Source organism: Streptomyces sp. NPDC001832 (assembly GCF_040297265.1).
In the GTDB taxonomy this organism is placed as follows: Bacteria; Actinomycetota; Actinomycetes; order Streptomycetales; family Streptomycetaceae; genus Streptomyces.
Genome location: NZ_JBEOYU010000008.1, coordinates 14,649 through 29,257, shown reverse-complemented (window position 1 = coordinate 29,257; position 14,609 = coordinate 14,649). Strand labels below are relative to the sequence as shown.

Sequence of the window (14,609 nt, the reverse complement as noted above, 5' to 3'; positions counted from 1 at the left end):
GGACGCCGGTTTGCCCGGCTGTTGCGCTGGGCGTCGGCGGCCGGGTGGATCAGGTCGGGTTGACGCCGTGACTGCGGAGCCAGGGCAGCGGGTCCACTGCCGCTCCGCCACCGGGCCGCACCTCGAAGTGCAGGTGTGGGCCGGTCGAGTTCCCGGTGTCGCCCGAGTACGCGATGACGTCACCGGCCTTGACCGGGCCCGAGCGGATCCTGGTGCCGCTGAGGTGGCAGTACCAGGTCTCGGTCCCGTCGGCCATGGTGACGATGGCCATGTTCCCGTAGGCGCTGTTCAGCTGGGTGCGCACGATGCCGTCGGTCGCGGCCATCACGGGCGTGCCCCCCATGACGGGGAAGTCGATGCCCGTGTGGACGGACATCCAGTTGACGCCCGCCTGGCCGAAGTACGCGCTGAGGCCGTGCTGCTTGACCGGCATGACGAACTTGGGGCGCAGCGCTTCCTTGCGGGCGGCCTCTTCCTCGCGCTTCTTCTTCTCGGCGGCCTGCCGTTCCCTCAGGTCGATGCGTTCCTGGGTACGGCTGGCGCGGTCGGCGAAGTTCTCGGCGTCGGCGCTGAGGTTGGCGAGCTGGGTGTCCAGCTTGTTGTTGGCGGCGACCGGCTTGACGGAGCCGGGGTCCGCGGCCGCCATCGTCGTGGTGTTGTCGTCCTTCTTGTCCTCGCCGCCCACTCCACTGACGGAAGCCGCGGCGATACCGGCCACGCTCATCACGCAGGCGGAGGGAACGGCGACGGTGAGAAGCGCGGAACGCTTTGCGGGGGAACGCCGCCGACTGCGACTGCCGCCACCACCGCTGCGGGTGGCGGGGCGGTTGAGAGGGAGGCGGGCGCCGGGCGCGGCGTCGGCCGTGTCTTCGGCGACGGCTTCGGCTTCGCGCCCGGCGGTGTCGAAGTCCGTCTCTGTCTTCGGGAGGCTGAACTCGGCGGTGTGGTGGGGCTCGTACGGGTCGAAGGAGCCCTGGTCGGCATAGGGCTCATACGCCTCGTGCGCCTCGTGCGCTTCGTATGCCTCGTGTGTCGCCGGCGCCTCGTGTAACACCTGCGTGGTTTGCGCGGTCTGCTGTTCCTGCTCGGGCATGGCGCCGGTGTTCCAGGCCGTGGCGTCGTACGCGCCGGTGTCGTACGCGGCCGTGTCGGTCGTCGGCCACTGGGCGGTCCGGTACCAGCCGTTGGTGTCCCACTGGCCTGTGGCATCGGGGCTGTCGCCCTGTGCCGGAATGTCTGCGAAGGCAGTCGTGGCGGGGGCGGCCGTGGTCGTTGCAGTGCCGTAGTCGGCGGTGGGTGTCCAGGCGGCTGTGGTGTCGTACGCCGGACCTGTGGCGTACTGCTGCTGGGGCTGCGCTGCGTACGGGGCGTAGGCGTCGTACGAGGTGGTGGTGTGCGCGCCCGTGTCCCACTGCGTGGAGTCGAACTGGCCGCTGCACCCGGCCTGGCCGGTGTCGTAGCCGTTGCCGTGCGTGCCGTCATAGCTACCGGGCAGGGAGCCGAAGAGCGGGTCGGTGTCGAAACTGCCGGTGGCTTGGCTGTCGTACCCGGCGTACCCGGCGTGGGGGTGCTGGTCGTCCACCAACTTCTCTCTTGCCTCGGCAGCAGGACCTGTGGTCTGGGGTCCGGCGGTGGGATCCCAGGGGGAGCAGTGGCCGCGACTGTACCCGGCGGTGCGTGACGTCGACAATCTTCGGCAGGCTCGGGCAGCTCAGGAAACGGGCAATCGGCCGTCTTTCGACGGACTGTCTACACAGCCTTGGCTCTATGTTCGAAACACGTTCTATTTGCAGGGGCCTCCGGTGGAGCCTCTGCTGGGGCCTCCGGTGGGGCCTCCGGTGGGGCCTCCGGTGGGGACGAGGTGGGGCTTGGTGCGGTCAGGCCACCGAAGCGGCTCCTGCTGCTCCTGCCGTTCCGGTGGCTTCGATCACCGGTTCGCGGGACTCCAACGCCTGCCGGACCGCGGCGGCGACGGCCGGGTGTACCGGGAGCGCGAGATGACCGATCCCGCTGACGCGTACGTTCAGTGCGTCGAGATCCGGATGGTCGATGCGGGCGGCCTCGGCGGGGACGATCACCCGGTCCAGCTCGCTCCAGAAGCTCACGAACCGGGTACGGCAGCCGGGCGCCGGCCTGCGCAGTTCCTCGATCGGCGCGGAGCCCGTACGCATCTGGCGCACGATGGGGTGAGCGCTCGCCAGCGGGGCGACGGCTGTGCCCCCATGCGGTGTGCCGAGGGTGACCAGGGTGCGGACCCGCCGGTCACCGCCCAGCCGCTGTACGTAATAGCGGGCGATCAGGCCGCCGAGGCTGTGCCCGACGACGTCGACCTGGTGGTGTCCGGTGCGGGCGCAGATCTCCTCGACGTGCCGTCCGAGCAGCTCGGCCGCCGTACGGATGTCGCAGGTCAGTGGCGAGTAGTTGAGCGACTCCAGATGGCGCCGACCGTGCCGGGCGAGGGAACGGCGGAGCACGACGAAGACCGAGCGGTTGTCGATGAAGCCGTGCAGGAGCACGACGGGTGGCCGCTCGCTGCCCTCGGTGGGGAGGGCGGAGGCCCCGGCAGGGGCGGTGGGGGGTGTGGTGGCCGGTTCCGCCGGGCGTGGCGTGGGCCGCCGCTCCCCGGCGATGCCGGTCGGGTAGAGGAGCACATGCCCGGCCAGGACCACCAGCTCAAGTGCGGTGGCCTTGAGCAGCGTGGAGGACAGTTGGGTGCAGCAGAGACCCGGTCGGCGCGGCAACACGGGAAGGAAAGGCGGGACCTTCATGGCCGACCTCCTGCTCCGGCAAGCGGGGAGGCGGCTTTGGTCCCCGTATGCGCTCATGGGGTGCCGTTGCGGAGGTACGGTCGGTCCGCCCGGCCATCCGGCCGGGTTCCGGCCCCGATTCGCAGGCCGCTGCTCACCGGTGGTGACCGGCGAACGATCGGCCGACGGGCCCGATGACGACGGGCCCGGCAGCCCGTACCACCGTGCCGCGCGGCTGGCGGCGCGGTGGTACGGCGACCTCTTGGCGGCTCCCCTGGCGACCGGTCCCGCACGGCAGGTGTGCCGCGTCAAGCGGGAACGGCGCCCGATGAACATGTCCCACGTGTGATTTCCCCCTCCCCGCCCACCGCGAAACGGCGGGTTGCGGGATGCTGGCGATAACGTTCGTTCACATCCCCGGCCCTTCAGGCACGGGAGACGCATGTGGAGGCAGTGATGGGTGTGACCGGTCCGATCCGTGTGGTGGTGGCCAAGCCGGGCCTGGACGGCCATGATCGCGGTGCCAAGGTGATCGCGCGGGCGCTGCGCGACGCCGGTATGGAGGTCATCTACACCGGGCTCCATCAGACGCCTGAGCAGATCGTGGACACCGCGATCCAGGAGGACGCCGACGCGATCGGCCTCTCGATTCTCTCCGGTGCGCACAACACGCTCTTCGCCAAGGTCATCGAGCTGCTGAAGGAGCGCGAGGCGGAGGACATCAAAGTCTTCGGCGGCGGCATCATCCCGGAGGCGGACATCGCACCGCTGAAGGACCAGGGCGTCGCGGAGATCTTCACCCCGGGTGCGACGACGGCGTCGATCGTCGACTGGGTCAACGCGAACGTCCGCCACCCCGCGGAAGCCTGACCGTTCCCACCACAAGGCAGCGGGCCGACAGGCCCGCCTGCCCGGGGTGGTGCGCCGTGGGTCGGCTGCGCGGGCGTGGTCGGCGGGGCCGCTTGCCCCTGGAGCCGCTGGAAGCCCCTGGCGCCTCTGGAGCCGCTTGCCGGAGCCACCGTCTGGGACCGACTCCCCGGGCTGCGCCCGGTGCCGGTGACCGGGGGGCGTGAGCGGGACCAATCCCTGGCACCCGTCGGACACCAGGGCCCTTGCCCCGCCCGGGCGCCCAGCCCCCGCCGCCCGGTTCCGGCCGATCCCCTCGGTCCGGACTCCGCCGATCCGCCCTCAGCCCGGTCTCAGCTCCAGGTCCATCGCCGAGCGCAGCCGCAGTGTGGAGACCAGTCGTTGGAATGCCTCCGACCAGTAGCCGTTGGCGCCCGGTGAGGCGTCCTCCGGTTCGTCCGGGGTGGTGGTGAGGACCTCCAGGCGGTCCGCCTCGGCCGGGTTCAGGCAGCGCTCGGCGAGGCCCATCACGCCGCTGAAGCTCCAGGGATAGCTGCCCGCGTCCCGGGCGATGTCCAGGGCGTCGACGACCGAGCGGCCGAGTGGTTCGGCCCAGGGCGTCGGGCAGACCCCCAGCAACTGGAAGGCTTCCGACAGCCCGTGCGCGGCGATGAAGTCGGCCACCCATTCTGCCCGGTCCGCTGCGGGAAGTATGGCGAGGAGCTTCGACCGCTCGGCGAGCGACGCCGTGCCGGGGCCGTTCGACGCGGGGACAGAGGGGGCGCCGAGCAGCGCGCGGGCCCACTTTGGATCCCGCTGCCGCACTGCTGCCCGGCACCATGCCGCGTGCAGTTCCTCGGCCCAGCCGTCGGCCACCGGCAGGCCGACGATCTCCTGCGCGGTGCGGCCACCGAACCGCACCGTCCAGGTGGCGAGCGGGGTCGCCTCCACCAACTGGCCAAGCCACCAAGACCGTTCGCCCCGTCCGGACGGTGGCACCGCCACCACGCCGTCGCGCTCCATCGACGCGTCGCATTCGTGCGGGGCCTCCACGGCGACAGAGGCCTCGTCGTCAGTGAGGTCCGGGCTCACGCAGGACGTCGCGCGGGCCGCCATCCTTTCGGCGAACGCCGACTCCGGTAGCGCGGAGAGGAGTTCGGCAGCTGTGGAGCGGACATTGCGGCTGCGGTCGGAGAGCGCCTGCTCCAGGAAGGTCTCGTCCACTCCGGACAGCCCGGTGCGCAGCGAGTCGAGGAACATCAGCCGGTCCTCGGCGCGCTCGGTGGTCCATGTGGTGGCGAGCAGCGCGAGCGCTTCAGCGGGATCGTGTGCCCGTACGGCTCCGAGCAGGGTGATCCGTTCGGCGAACAGGCCCTCCTCCCACAGCCGGGCGACCGCTGCCGGCTTTGTGACGTCCGGCAGCAACGAGCCGCCGCACGAGCCGCGCAGCGCGAACCTCCACTCGGGGTTCAGCCCGGCCAGCCACAGCCCGCGCGGCCCGGCGAAGGCCAGGGCCTGCGGCCGCAGATCGGTACGGGACCTGGCGGCATCCAGCAGGGGCGGGAGCAGCGCGGCCGGTGCCCGGTAGCCGTGCTGGTTGGCGGTGGCCAGCCACTGCGGGATCAGCTCCGTGAGATCAGGAGCCGTACCCCGCCGACCGCCCGAGCCGCCCGGTGCCGACCGGTCCGCGAGCAGTTGGACGAGCCTGCGCCGCGCGGCCGGGGGCAACGGCGGGCGCGGGTCGGCGGGCGCCGGCTCGGGCCGGACGGCCGCGGAGGCGGGCAGCAGTCCCGCTCTGCGTCGCACAGTGTGGAGCGCCGCCGCGTCCAGCAGTCCGCCCGGTCCGCCACCTCCCTCAGCCGGGCGGCGGGCGGTGCCCAGAAGCGCCGAGGTGACGAGCTCTTCCCACGGCGCGGGTGTGATGGTGCGAGGCATTGGTCCCCTTCGGATTCAACGTCAGATGAGCGGCACGGTCTCGGACGTCGTGTCGACGCTGCCGATTCCGACACCGTCGGCAACGACTCCGCAGGCTCCGGTGTCGGCGTCCGTGTCTGTGGACCAGGCCGCGAGGGGGTCGAACCCGCGGTGGCCGCATTCGCCGAAGACCGTGACCGGCGAGCCGCCGGAGAGCGCGACGAGTTTCCACAGTCCGGGCCGGGACAGCGCCGCCGGGGCGATGGGCAGGGCCGTATCGCCCGCCGCGTCGACCAGCTGCCAGCCGTCCCCGGACGGCACGGGTATGACCTCGCGCAGTGTCACCGGCCAGGCGTCCAGCCAGGGATCGTCCCGCAGGGCCGCTCCGTACGCGCCGATCGCGGCCGCCGCCGTACCACCCGGTGGTGGCGTGCCGGTCGGTGACGGGGCACCGAACTGCCCGCCCAGCTCCGCCCGTAGCCGGCCGGCGCCCGGACAGGGCGTGATCTCGGCGTCGATCGTGACGCCCACCGGCAGTGCCAGCCCGGGGGAGCGCCCGGCCGCCCCGTAGGAGAGCAGCAGCGCCGTGCGGCCCGATTCCCTCCCGTACAGCCAGATGCGGCGCGTGACGATCTTGCCGTCCGGGGTGTCGTACTGGGCGAGGACCAGCCAGTGGTCGCGGACCGGTGGGCCCTCGGCTGGGGCGGCCAGTCCCACGCGGGTACGGACGGTGGCTGCCAGCGGCTCCGGCAGCCGTTCGATCCCCAGCCATGCGCTGTCCAGCAGATGCAGCAGCGCGCACTCCTCCAGCAGTCGCGCGGGCCAGCCCGGCCCGGACGCCGGGATGGAGCCCAACTCCCGTACGCGGGCGGCCAGGCCGGGCGCTTGGGCGTCGACCATGCGGGCCGCCGTTTCCTCCCACAGCCCGTACCCCGACTGTTCGGCTGCTGCCAGACCGCCGCGCAGCAGATCCGTCAGCCGCTGCTCCAGTTCCTGTGCGCCGCCGGTGATCCGCTCGGCCCGGCGCTCGGCGCGCCGCCGGGCGCCCTCCGGGTCGGCCGGGCCCGCGGCCGGGGCACCGCCCGCCGCCGGCCCGCTCTTCTCCGCCTTGCCCGCCGCACGCCTGCGACGGCCCGTCAGCCACTCACCGGCCCAGTCCGGCACCTCGCCTGCGGGCAGGGCCGATTCGCCGGATGCCCAGACCAGCAACAGACCCAACGCGTGTTTGCACGGGAACTTCCGGCTGGGACAACTGCACTTGTACGCAGGACCGGTGGTGTCCACCACCGTTTGATACGGCTTGCTTCCGCTGCCCTTGCACAGCCCCCACACCGCACCCGAACCGTCACACCCGCCGTCCGACCACGGACCGGCCGAACCGAGCTTGCTCCCCGCCTTGCGTGATGACTCGTCAGGAGCCAGGGCCAGGACCTGCTCCACCGTCCAGCGCGCCGCCGGGTCGGCGTTGCGCAAGGGTTCTCCCCCGTGAGATAGCAGCATGGGAACGACGGTAGAACGCACCACTGACAATCGTCCTGACCTGCGGTCGGGGCCGATTGTCAGTGGCATGGTGCACGGTGGGAAGCCACATCAGGTCGACCGATCTGGAGGGGGATCCATGACCGTGTCCGAAACCACCGAAGCCGTCGGCGTACAGGCCCTGCGACCGCACGCCGAGGACGCCTTCGCTCATGAACTGAAGGCACTTGCCGCGGCCGACGACCGCCCGCGGCCTGCCCGTTGGCAGTTGTCCCCGTGGGCCGTCGCCACCTACCTGCTCGGCGGCACCCTGCCGGACGGCACGGTGATCACGCCCAAGTACGTCGGCCCGCGCCGCCTCGTCGAAGTCGCCGTGACCACACTCGCCACCGACCGGGCCCTGCTGCTCCTCGGCGTTCCCGGCACCGCCAAGACCTGGGTCTCCGAGCATCTCGCGGCCGCCGTCAGCGGCGACTCGACGCTGCTCGTCCAGGGCACGGCGGGCACCCCGGAGGAAGCCGTCCGCTACGGCTGGAATTACGCACAACTGCTCGCGCACGGGCCAAGCCGCGACGCCCTGGTGCCGAGCCCGCTCATGCGCGCCATGTCCGACGGCATGACCGCGCGGATCGAGGAACTCACCCGCATCCCCGCCGACGTGCAGGACTCGCTGATCACGATCCTGTCGGAGAAGACGCTCCCCGTCGCCGAACTGGGCCAGGAGGTCCAGGCGGTCCGCGGATTCAACGTCATCGCCACCGCCAACGACCGCGACCGCGGCGTCAACGAGCTGTCCAGCGCGCTTCGCCGCCGGTTCAACACCGTTGTGCTGCCGCTGCCGGCCACACCTGACGCAGAGGTCGACATCGTGTCCCGGCGCGTCGACCAGATCGGGCGTTCGCTGGATCTCCCGGCCGCGCCCGACGGCATGGCCGAGATCCGGCGCGTCGTGACGGTCTTCCGCGAGCTGCGCGACGGTGTCACCGCCGACGGCCGCACAAAGCTCAAGTCTCCCTCGGGGACACTGTCGACGGCCGAGGCGATCTCCGTCGTCACCAACGGCCTCGCGCTGGCTGCGCACTTCGGCGACGGGGTGCTGCGCCCCGGTGATGTGGCGGCGGGCATCCTGGGCGCGGTCGTCCGCGATCCCGCGGTCGACCGGGTGGTCTGGCAGGAGTACCTGGAGACCGTGGTCCGGGAGCGGGACGGGTGGAAGGACTTCTACCGCGCCTGCCGCGAGGTATCCGCATGACCCGGGACGTGCGCTCCGTCGGACCGCTGCTGCTGGGGGTGCGGCACCACGGCCCGGGCTCGGCCCGAGCCGTCCGTGTGGCCCTGGAAGCGGCTCGCCCGCGGGCGGTGCTCATCGAGGGGCCTCCTGAGGGTGACGCCCTGCTGCCACTGGCTGCCGACGAGCAGATGCGGCCGCCGGTCGCGCTTCTTGCCCATGCTGTTGACGACCCGGGGCAGGCGGCGTTCTGGCCGCTGGCCGCGTTCTCGCCCGAGTGGGTCGCGATCCGCTGGGCCTTGGCGCACGACATCCCGGTCCGCTTCATCGACCTGCCCGCGGCGAACTCCCTGGCCATGGCGCAGGCAGCAGAACGGCAAGCGGGCCGGGACGGAGACGGGGAAGTGGGTGGGAACGGAGGAGCGGACGGGGACGGAGCCGGGCAGCCGACTACGGGCGGATCGTCTGTGCACACCCCGATTGACCCCATTGGTGTACTGGCCGAGACGGCGGGTTACGACGACCCCGAGCGCTGGTGGGAGGACGTCGTCGAACACCGCCCCCAGGGCGGCGAGGCCGTCGACCCGCGGGCACCGTTCGCCGCGCTCGCTGAGGCGATGTCGGCCCTGCGCGAGGTGCACGGGGACGGCGACCACTCTCGTGACACCGTGCGTGAGGCGTATATGCGCATCCAACTGCGCAAGGCGGTAAAGGAGTTCGGCGACGACATCGCGGTCGTCTGCGGCGCCTGGCATGTGCCCGCGCTCGGCACGAAAACCACACTCGCCGCCGACAAGTCCCTGCTCAAGGGGCTGCCCAAGGTCAAGGCCGAGCTGACCTGGGTGCCCTGGTCGCACCGACGGCTCGCCCGGCACAGCGGATACGGGGCGGGCATCGACTCGCCCGGCTGGTACGGACACCTCTTCGAGGCAGCCGACCGCCCGATCGAGCGATGGATGACCAAGGCCGCCGGACTCCTGCGCGACGAGGACCGGTTCGTCTCGTCCGCCCATGTCATCGAGGCGGTCAGGCTGGCCGAGACCCTCGCAGCCATGCGCGGCCGCCCGCTGGCCGGGCTGAGCGAGACGACCGATGCGATCCGGGCTGTGATGTGCGAAGGCTCCGATGTGCCGCTCGCGCTCGTACAGGACCGGCTGATCGTCGGCGAGAAGCTCGGCGAAGTGCCGGACACCGCCCCCGCAGTACCCCTGCAGCGAGACCTCACCCGACAGCAGCGCACACTCCGGCTCAAACCGGATGCGCTGGAGCGGGAGTTGGAGCTCGACCTGCGCAAGGACACCGACGCGGCCCGCAGCAGGCTGCTCCACCGGCTGCGGATCCTCGCCGTCGGCTGGGGCGAGAGAGCCGCAGGCCGGGCGAGCACCGGCACCTTCCGGGAGAGCTGGCGGCTGCGCTGGGAACCCGAGTTGTACGTGCGGGTCGCGGAGGCCGGGACATGGGGCACCACCGTGCTCTCCGCGGCGACCGCCAAGGCCGAGTCCCAGGCGGCTTCGGCGACCACACTCGCCGAAGTCACCGCGCTCGCCGAGCACTGCCTCCTGGCGGAACTGCCCGACGCACTGCCCGAGGTGATGCGGGCCCTCGCAGACCGCGCCGCGCTCGACGCCGACGTCGGCCATCTCGCCGACGCCCTGCCCGCGCTGGCCCGCACCCTGCGCTACGGCGACGTGCGGTCAACGGACACCGTGGCTCTCGGCGAGGTCGCGGCCGGGCTCGCCGAGCGGATCTGCGTCGGACTCCCACCCGCCTGCACCGGACTCGACGCCGACGGCGCCGCCGAACTGCGCCGCCAGGTGGACGGGGTAAACACCGCGATCGGTCTGCTCACCGGAGCCGTTCAGCCGGACACCGAAGCGGACGGGCTGCGTGAGCGCTGGACCGCCGTACTGCAAAAGCTCGCCGCCCGGGACACGGTCGCGGGTGTCATCCGAGGCCGTGCTGCCCGGCTGCTGCTCGATGCAGGACGGCTCGCGGAGGACGATGCTGCACGGCTGATGGGCCTGGCCCTCTCGCCCGGCACACCCCCGGCCGATGCCGCGGCCTGGATCGAGGGGTTCGTCGGCCAAGCCGCCGGAGGCGGCATGCTCCTCATCCACGACGAGCGACTGCTCGGCCTGGTCGACGCCTGGCTCACAGGGGTTCCCGCCGACACCTTCGCCGATGTGCTGCCGCTGTTGCGCCGTACCTTCTCGGCGTACGAAACGGGCGTACGGCGCACACTGGGCGAACTCGTGCGGCGCGGTCCGGCCACCGGGGGACCGACAGCCACCGGGACTAAGACGACGGCACCCGGCTTCGGCCCCGGACTCGACGGGGCCAGGGCCGACGCGGTGGTACCAGTGCTGCGTCTACTGCTCGGTCTGGACACCGGCACCGATCCGGACCCGGGCGGCGTCGACCCGGACAACAGAGGCCCGGACAACAGAGGCCCGGACAACAGAGGCCCGGACAACAGAGACCCGGACGAGAGAGCCGAGAACATCAAGGAACCGCTGGGGGCAACGGGATGACCACGGACACGGCCAAAACCGCACCACACTCGGCCCCCGGCTCGCCGCCCGGCCCGGCGGACCGCTCGGCACGACCCGGCCGGCAGTCCGGCCCGGCGAACGACGAGCGGCTGCGTCGGTGGCGGCTGGTCCTGGGCGGGGACAGCGCCGAGAGCACCGGCTGCACCCTGACCGGACGCGACGCCGAGATGGACGGAGCACTGACCGCGCTGTACGGCGGCGCAGGCAGACCCGGGGGACGTGGCGGGAGCAATCGCTCGGCGGGGCTTGGGGCCTCCGCTCCCTCCGTGGCCCGCTGGCTCGGCGACATCCGCACGTACTTCCCCAGTTCCGTCGTCCAGGTCATGCAGCGTGACGCGATCGACCGACTCGGCCTCTCCGCTCTGCTCCTCGAACCAGAGATGCTGGAGGTCGTCGAGGCGGACGTCCATCTCGTCGGAACGCTCCTCTCGCTCAACAAGGCCATGCCCGAGACGACGAAGCAGACCGCAAGAGCCGTCGTGCGCAAGGTCGTCGACGATCTGGAGAAGCGGCTCGCCACCCGCACGCGGGCCACACTCACCGGAGCGCTGGACCGCTCGGCCAAGATCAACCGGCCCCGCCACCGCGACATCGACTGGGACCGAACCATCCGGGCCAACCTCAAGAACTACCTCCCCGAGTACGGCACCGTCGTCCCCGAGCGGCTCATCGGCTTCGGGCGGGCCGCGCAGTCCGTGAAGAAGGACGTCATCCTGTGCATCGACCAGTCGGGGTCGATGGCCGCCTCCGTCGTCTACGCCTCAGTCTTCGGCGCGGTGCTCGCCTCCATGCGCACCCTGCACACCAGGCTTGTCGTCTTCGACACAGCAGTGGTCGACCTCACCGACCAGCTCGACGACCCCGTGGACGTGCTCTTCGGCACCCAGCTCGGCGGCGGCACCGATATCAACCGGGCGCTCGCCTACTGCCAGTCGAAGATCTCCCGCCCCGCCGACACCGTCGTCGTCCTCATCAGCGACCTCTACGAGGGCGGCATACGTGACGAGATGCTGAAGAGGGTTGCCGCGATGAAGGCATCCGGCGTGCAGTTCGTGACGCTGCTCGCGCTGTCCGACGAGGGCGCGCCCGCCTACGACCGTGACCATGCGGCGGCCCTCGGCGCCCTGGGCGCACCGGCGTTCGCGTGCACCCCGGATCTCTTCCCGGAGGTGATGGCAGCGGCGATCGAGAAGAGGGCGCTTCCCATACCGGACAAGGAGAATCGCCGGTAACAAGGGGCGCGCGCGATCTCGTCCGCGCTGCACCGCACGAATGCCGTTCTGCTGCCGTTCTGCCCACTGCGACCCGGGCGTCGGGGGATCTGTGACCGTAATCACCGCTCAGGTGTGATCTGTGATTTAGGGTCCTGCGGAGCACGGGGATAACCTGCGAGATGGACATGCCGCGTTCCCGGGTCACCGTGTGCGCCTTCCTGGTGACAGAACGGTCACGTTGCCCCTCGCGGCACGCCCACGCAGAAAACGAACCGCGAGACCATTGATTAAGGGACGGACGCGCGTGGACCTGTTCGAGTACCAGGCGAGGGACCTCTTCGCCGAGCACGGTGTACCGGTGCTGGCCGGTGAAGTCATCGACACGCCTGAGGCAGCCCGCGAGGCGACCGAGCGGCTGGGCGGCAAGTCCGTCGTCAAGGCGCAGGTGAAGGTCGGCGGCCGCGGCAAGGCCGGCGGCGTCAAGCTGGCCGCCACCCCCGACGAGGCGGTCGCCCGCGCGACCGACATCCTCGGCATGGACATCAAGGGCCACACGGTCCACAAGGTGATGATCGCCGAGACCGCGCCGGAAATCCTTGAGGAGTACTACGTCTCGTACCTCCTCGACCGCACCAACCGCACCTTCCTGGCCATGGCCTCGGTGCAGGGCGGCATGGACATCGAGGAGGTCGCGGAGAAGACCCCCGAGGCCCTCGCGAAGGTCCCGGTCGACTCCAACACCGGTGTCACGATCGAGAAGGCCCGCGAGATCGTCGCCCAGGCGAAGTTCCCGGCCGAGGTGGCCGAGAAGGTCGCCGAGGTCATGGTGACGCTGTGGGACACCTTCGTTGCCGAGGACGCGCTCCTCGTCGAGGTCAACCCGCTCGCCAAGGTCGCCTCCGGCGACATCCTGGCGCTGGACGGCAAGGTGTCTCTCGACGAGAACGCCGACTTCCGTCAGCCCGAGCACGAGGCGCTCGAGGACAAGGCCGCAGCCAACCCGCTCGAGGCTGCCGCCAAGGCCAAGAACCTCAACTACGTCAAGCTCGACGGCGAGGTCGGCATCATCGGTAACGGTGCCGGTCTGGTCATGTCGACGCTGGACGTCGTCGCGTACGCCGGCGAGAACCACGGCAACGTGAAGCCCGCCAACTTCCTCGACATCGGTGGCGGCGCCTCCGCCGAGGTCATGGCGAACGGCCTGGAGATCATCCTCGGCGACCCGGACGTCAAGTCCGTCTTCGTCAACGTCTTCGGTGGCATCACCGCGTGCGACGAGGTCGCCAACGGCATTGTCCAGGCTCTCGCGCTGCTCAAGAGCAAGGGCGAAGAGGTCACCAAGCCGCTGGTCGTGCGCCTCGACGGCAACAACGCGGAGCTGGGTCGCAAGATCCTTTCCGATGCCAACCACCCGCTCGTTCAGCGCGTGGACACCATGGACGGCGCGGCCGACAAGGCCGCCGAGCTCGCCGCGGCTGCGCTGTGACGTTGCGCGTCTCCGACACGACAAGGGACTAAGGGACTCCAACACCATGGCAATCTTCCTCACCAAGGACAGCAAGGTCATCGTCCAGGGGATGACCGGTGCCACCGGCATGAAGCACACCAAGCTCATGCTGGGCGATGGCACGAACATCGTCGGCGGCGTGAACCCGCGCAAGGCCGGCACGTCCGTCGACTTCGACGGCACCGAGGTACCCGTGTTCGGGACCGTAGCCGAGGCGATGGAGAAGACCGGCGCGAACGTGTCGGTTCTCTTCGTGCCGCCGGCCTTCGCCAAGGCCGCCGTCATCGAGGCGATCGACGCCGAGATTCCGCTCGCCGTCGTGATCACCGAGGGCATTGCCGTCCACGACTCCGCCGCCTTCTGGGCGTACGCGGGCTCGAAGGGCAACAAGACCCGGATCATCGGCCCGAACTGCCCCGGCCTGATCACCCCCGGTCAGTCCAACGCCGGCATCATCCCGGGCGACATCACCAAGCCCGGCCGCATCGGTCTCGTGTCCAAGTCCGGCACGCTGACCTACCAGATGATGTACGAGCTCCGTGACATCGGCTTCTCGTCCGCCGTCGGCATCGGTGGCGACCCGGTCATCGGTACGACGCACATCGACGCCCTCGCGGCGTTCGAGGCCGACCCCGAGACCGACCTGATCGTCATGATCGGTGAGATCGGCGGCGACGCCGAGGAGCGTGCGGCCGACTTCATCGCGAAGAACGTCACCAAGCCGGTCGTCGGTTACGTCGCGGGCTTCACCGCCCCCGAGGGCAAGACCATGGGCCACGCAGGCGCCATCGTCTCCGGCTCCTCCGGCACCGCGCAGGCGAAGAAGGAGGCCCTTGAGGCCGCCGGCGTCAAGGTCGGCAAGACGCCGACCGAGACCGCCAAGCTGGCGCGCGAGATCCTCAGCGCCTGATCGCTTCACCGCGTCAGAGCAGCACCGCAGTATCGCGTCACCGCACAGACGGCGCGGGCCCGTACCCCTGGCCGGGGTACGGGCCCGCGCCGTGGCGGTACGACGGCGGCACATAAACGCATATTGAGCGACACAGCGGTTGTTCGCCTGTTACACGGAATAAGTGAGTGTCGTTGGGAGCATGGCCATGTGACCCAAGCGACCGAACACAG

10 protein-coding genes are annotated in these 14,609 nt (G+C 70.8%); 6 read left to right on the top strand and 4 right to left on the bottom strand.

Going from position 1 to position 14,609, the window contains the following annotated elements:
* Positions 1-49 precede the first annotated feature (49 nt).
* Both ABT115_RS09140 and ABT115_RS09135 read right to left on the bottom strand, forming a co-directional pair.
* Entirely contained in the window at positions 50-1,582 is a 1,533-nt protein-coding gene (locus ABT115_RS09140; RefSeq protein WP_351785875.1) for a M23 family metallopeptidase, read from the bottom strand.
* 295 nt (positions 1,583-1,877) lie between these two features.
* The gene (locus tag ABT115_RS09135; protein ID WP_351785873.1) at positions 1,878-2,768 is read right to left on the bottom strand and encodes an esterase/lipase family protein; all 891 of its coding nucleotides are present in this window, start codon (positions 2,766-2,768) and stop codon (positions 1,878-1,880) included.
* 435 nt (positions 2,769-3,203) lie between these two features.
* Between ABT115_RS09135 and icmB the strand changes: the two genes are divergently transcribed.
* Positions 3,204-3,617 carry a coenzyme B12-dependent isobutyryl CoA mutase small subunit gene (gene icmB, locus ABT115_RS09130; protein WP_266415302.1) on the top strand — a complete coding sequence of 138 codons (414 nt, stop codon included), beginning with the start codon at positions 3,204-3,206 and terminating at the stop codon, positions 3,615-3,617.
* Between the two features lie 318 nt (positions 3,618-3,935).
* Here icmB and ABT115_RS09125 read toward each other — a convergent pair whose 3' ends face one another.
* Together ABT115_RS09125 and ABT115_RS09120 are read right to left on the bottom strand one after the other, a co-directional pair.
* Positions 3,936-5,528 carry a DUF5691 domain-containing protein gene (locus tag ABT115_RS09125; protein WP_351785870.1) on the bottom strand — a complete coding sequence of 531 codons (1,593 nt, stop codon included), beginning with the start codon at positions 5,526-5,528 and terminating at the stop codon, positions 3,936-3,938.
* Positions 5,529-5,549: 21 nt separating this feature from the next.
* Positions 5,550-7,007, bottom strand: coding sequence for an SWIM zinc finger family protein (locus ABT115_RS09120; RefSeq protein ID WP_351785867.1), 1,458 nt, complete (start codon positions 7,005-7,007; stop codon positions 5,550-5,552).
* Positions 7,008-7,125: 118 nt separating this feature from the next.
* Between ABT115_RS09120 and ABT115_RS09115 the strand changes: the two genes are divergently transcribed.
* The 5 genes from ABT115_RS09115 to sucD all read left to right on the top strand — a co-directional run bounded on the left by ABT115_RS09115 (position 7,126) and on the right by sucD (position 14,397).
* Complete coding sequence (locus ABT115_RS09115) at positions 7,126-8,238, top strand: ATP-binding protein (protein WP_351785864.1); 1,113 nt, start codon at positions 7,126-7,128, stop codon at positions 8,236-8,238.
* Entirely contained in the window at positions 8,235-10,745 is a 2,511-nt protein-coding gene (locus tag ABT115_RS09110) for a DUF5682 family protein (RefSeq protein ID WP_351785862.1), read from the top strand. The genes ABT115_RS09115 and ABT115_RS09110 overlap by 4 nt, the downstream gene beginning before the upstream one ends.
* Positions 10,742-11,998, top strand: a complete 1,257-nt coding sequence (locus ABT115_RS09105; protein WP_351785860.1) for a VWA domain-containing protein — start codon at positions 10,742-10,744, stop codon at positions 11,996-11,998. Before ABT115_RS09110 ends, ABT115_RS09105 begins: the two co-directional genes overlap by 4 nt.
* A gap of 286 nt (positions 11,999-12,284) precedes the next feature.
* Complete coding sequence (gene sucC / locus ABT115_RS09100; RefSeq protein ID WP_351785858.1) at positions 12,285-13,466, top strand: ADP-forming succinate--CoA ligase subunit beta; 1,182 nt, start codon at positions 12,285-12,287, stop codon at positions 13,464-13,466.
* Between the two features lie 46 nt (positions 13,467-13,512).
* Entirely contained in the window at positions 13,513-14,397 is an 885-nt protein-coding gene (gene sucD / locus ABT115_RS09095; RefSeq protein ID WP_351785856.1) for a succinate--CoA ligase subunit alpha, read from the top strand.
* Positions 14,398-14,609: the final 212 nt, after the last annotated feature.

Bases quoted from the DNA above. Each gene is read 5' to 3' on its own strand.
- ABT115_RS09135 (WP_351785873.1), bottom strand. From the start codon at position 2,768: ATGAAGGTCCCGCCTTTCCTTCCCGTGTTGCCGCGCCGACCGGGTCTC.
- icmB (WP_266415302.1), top strand. From the start codon at position 3,204: ATGGGTGTGACCGGTCCGATCCGTGTGGTGGTGGCCAAGCCGGGCCTG.
- ABT115_RS09125 (WP_351785870.1), bottom strand. From the start codon at position 5,528: ATGCCTCGCACCATCACACCCGCGCCGTGGGAAGAGCTCGTCACCTCG.
- ABT115_RS09120 (WP_351785867.1), bottom strand. From the start codon at position 7,007: ATGCTGCTATCTCACGGGGGAGAACCCTTGCGCAACGCCGACCCGGCG.
- ABT115_RS09115 (WP_351785864.1), top strand. From the start codon at position 7,126: ATGACCGTGTCCGAAACCACCGAAGCCGTCGGCGTACAGGCCCTGCGA.
- ABT115_RS09110 (WP_351785862.1), top strand. From the start codon at position 8,235: ATGACCCGGGACGTGCGCTCCGTCGGACCGCTGCTGCTGGGGGTGCGG.
- ABT115_RS09105 (WP_351785860.1), top strand. From the start codon at position 10,742: ATGACCACGGACACGGCCAAAACCGCACCACACTCGGCCCCCGGCTCG.
- sucD (WP_351785856.1), top strand. From the start codon at position 13,513: ATGGCAATCTTCCTCACCAAGGACAGCAAGGTCATCGTCCAGGGGATG.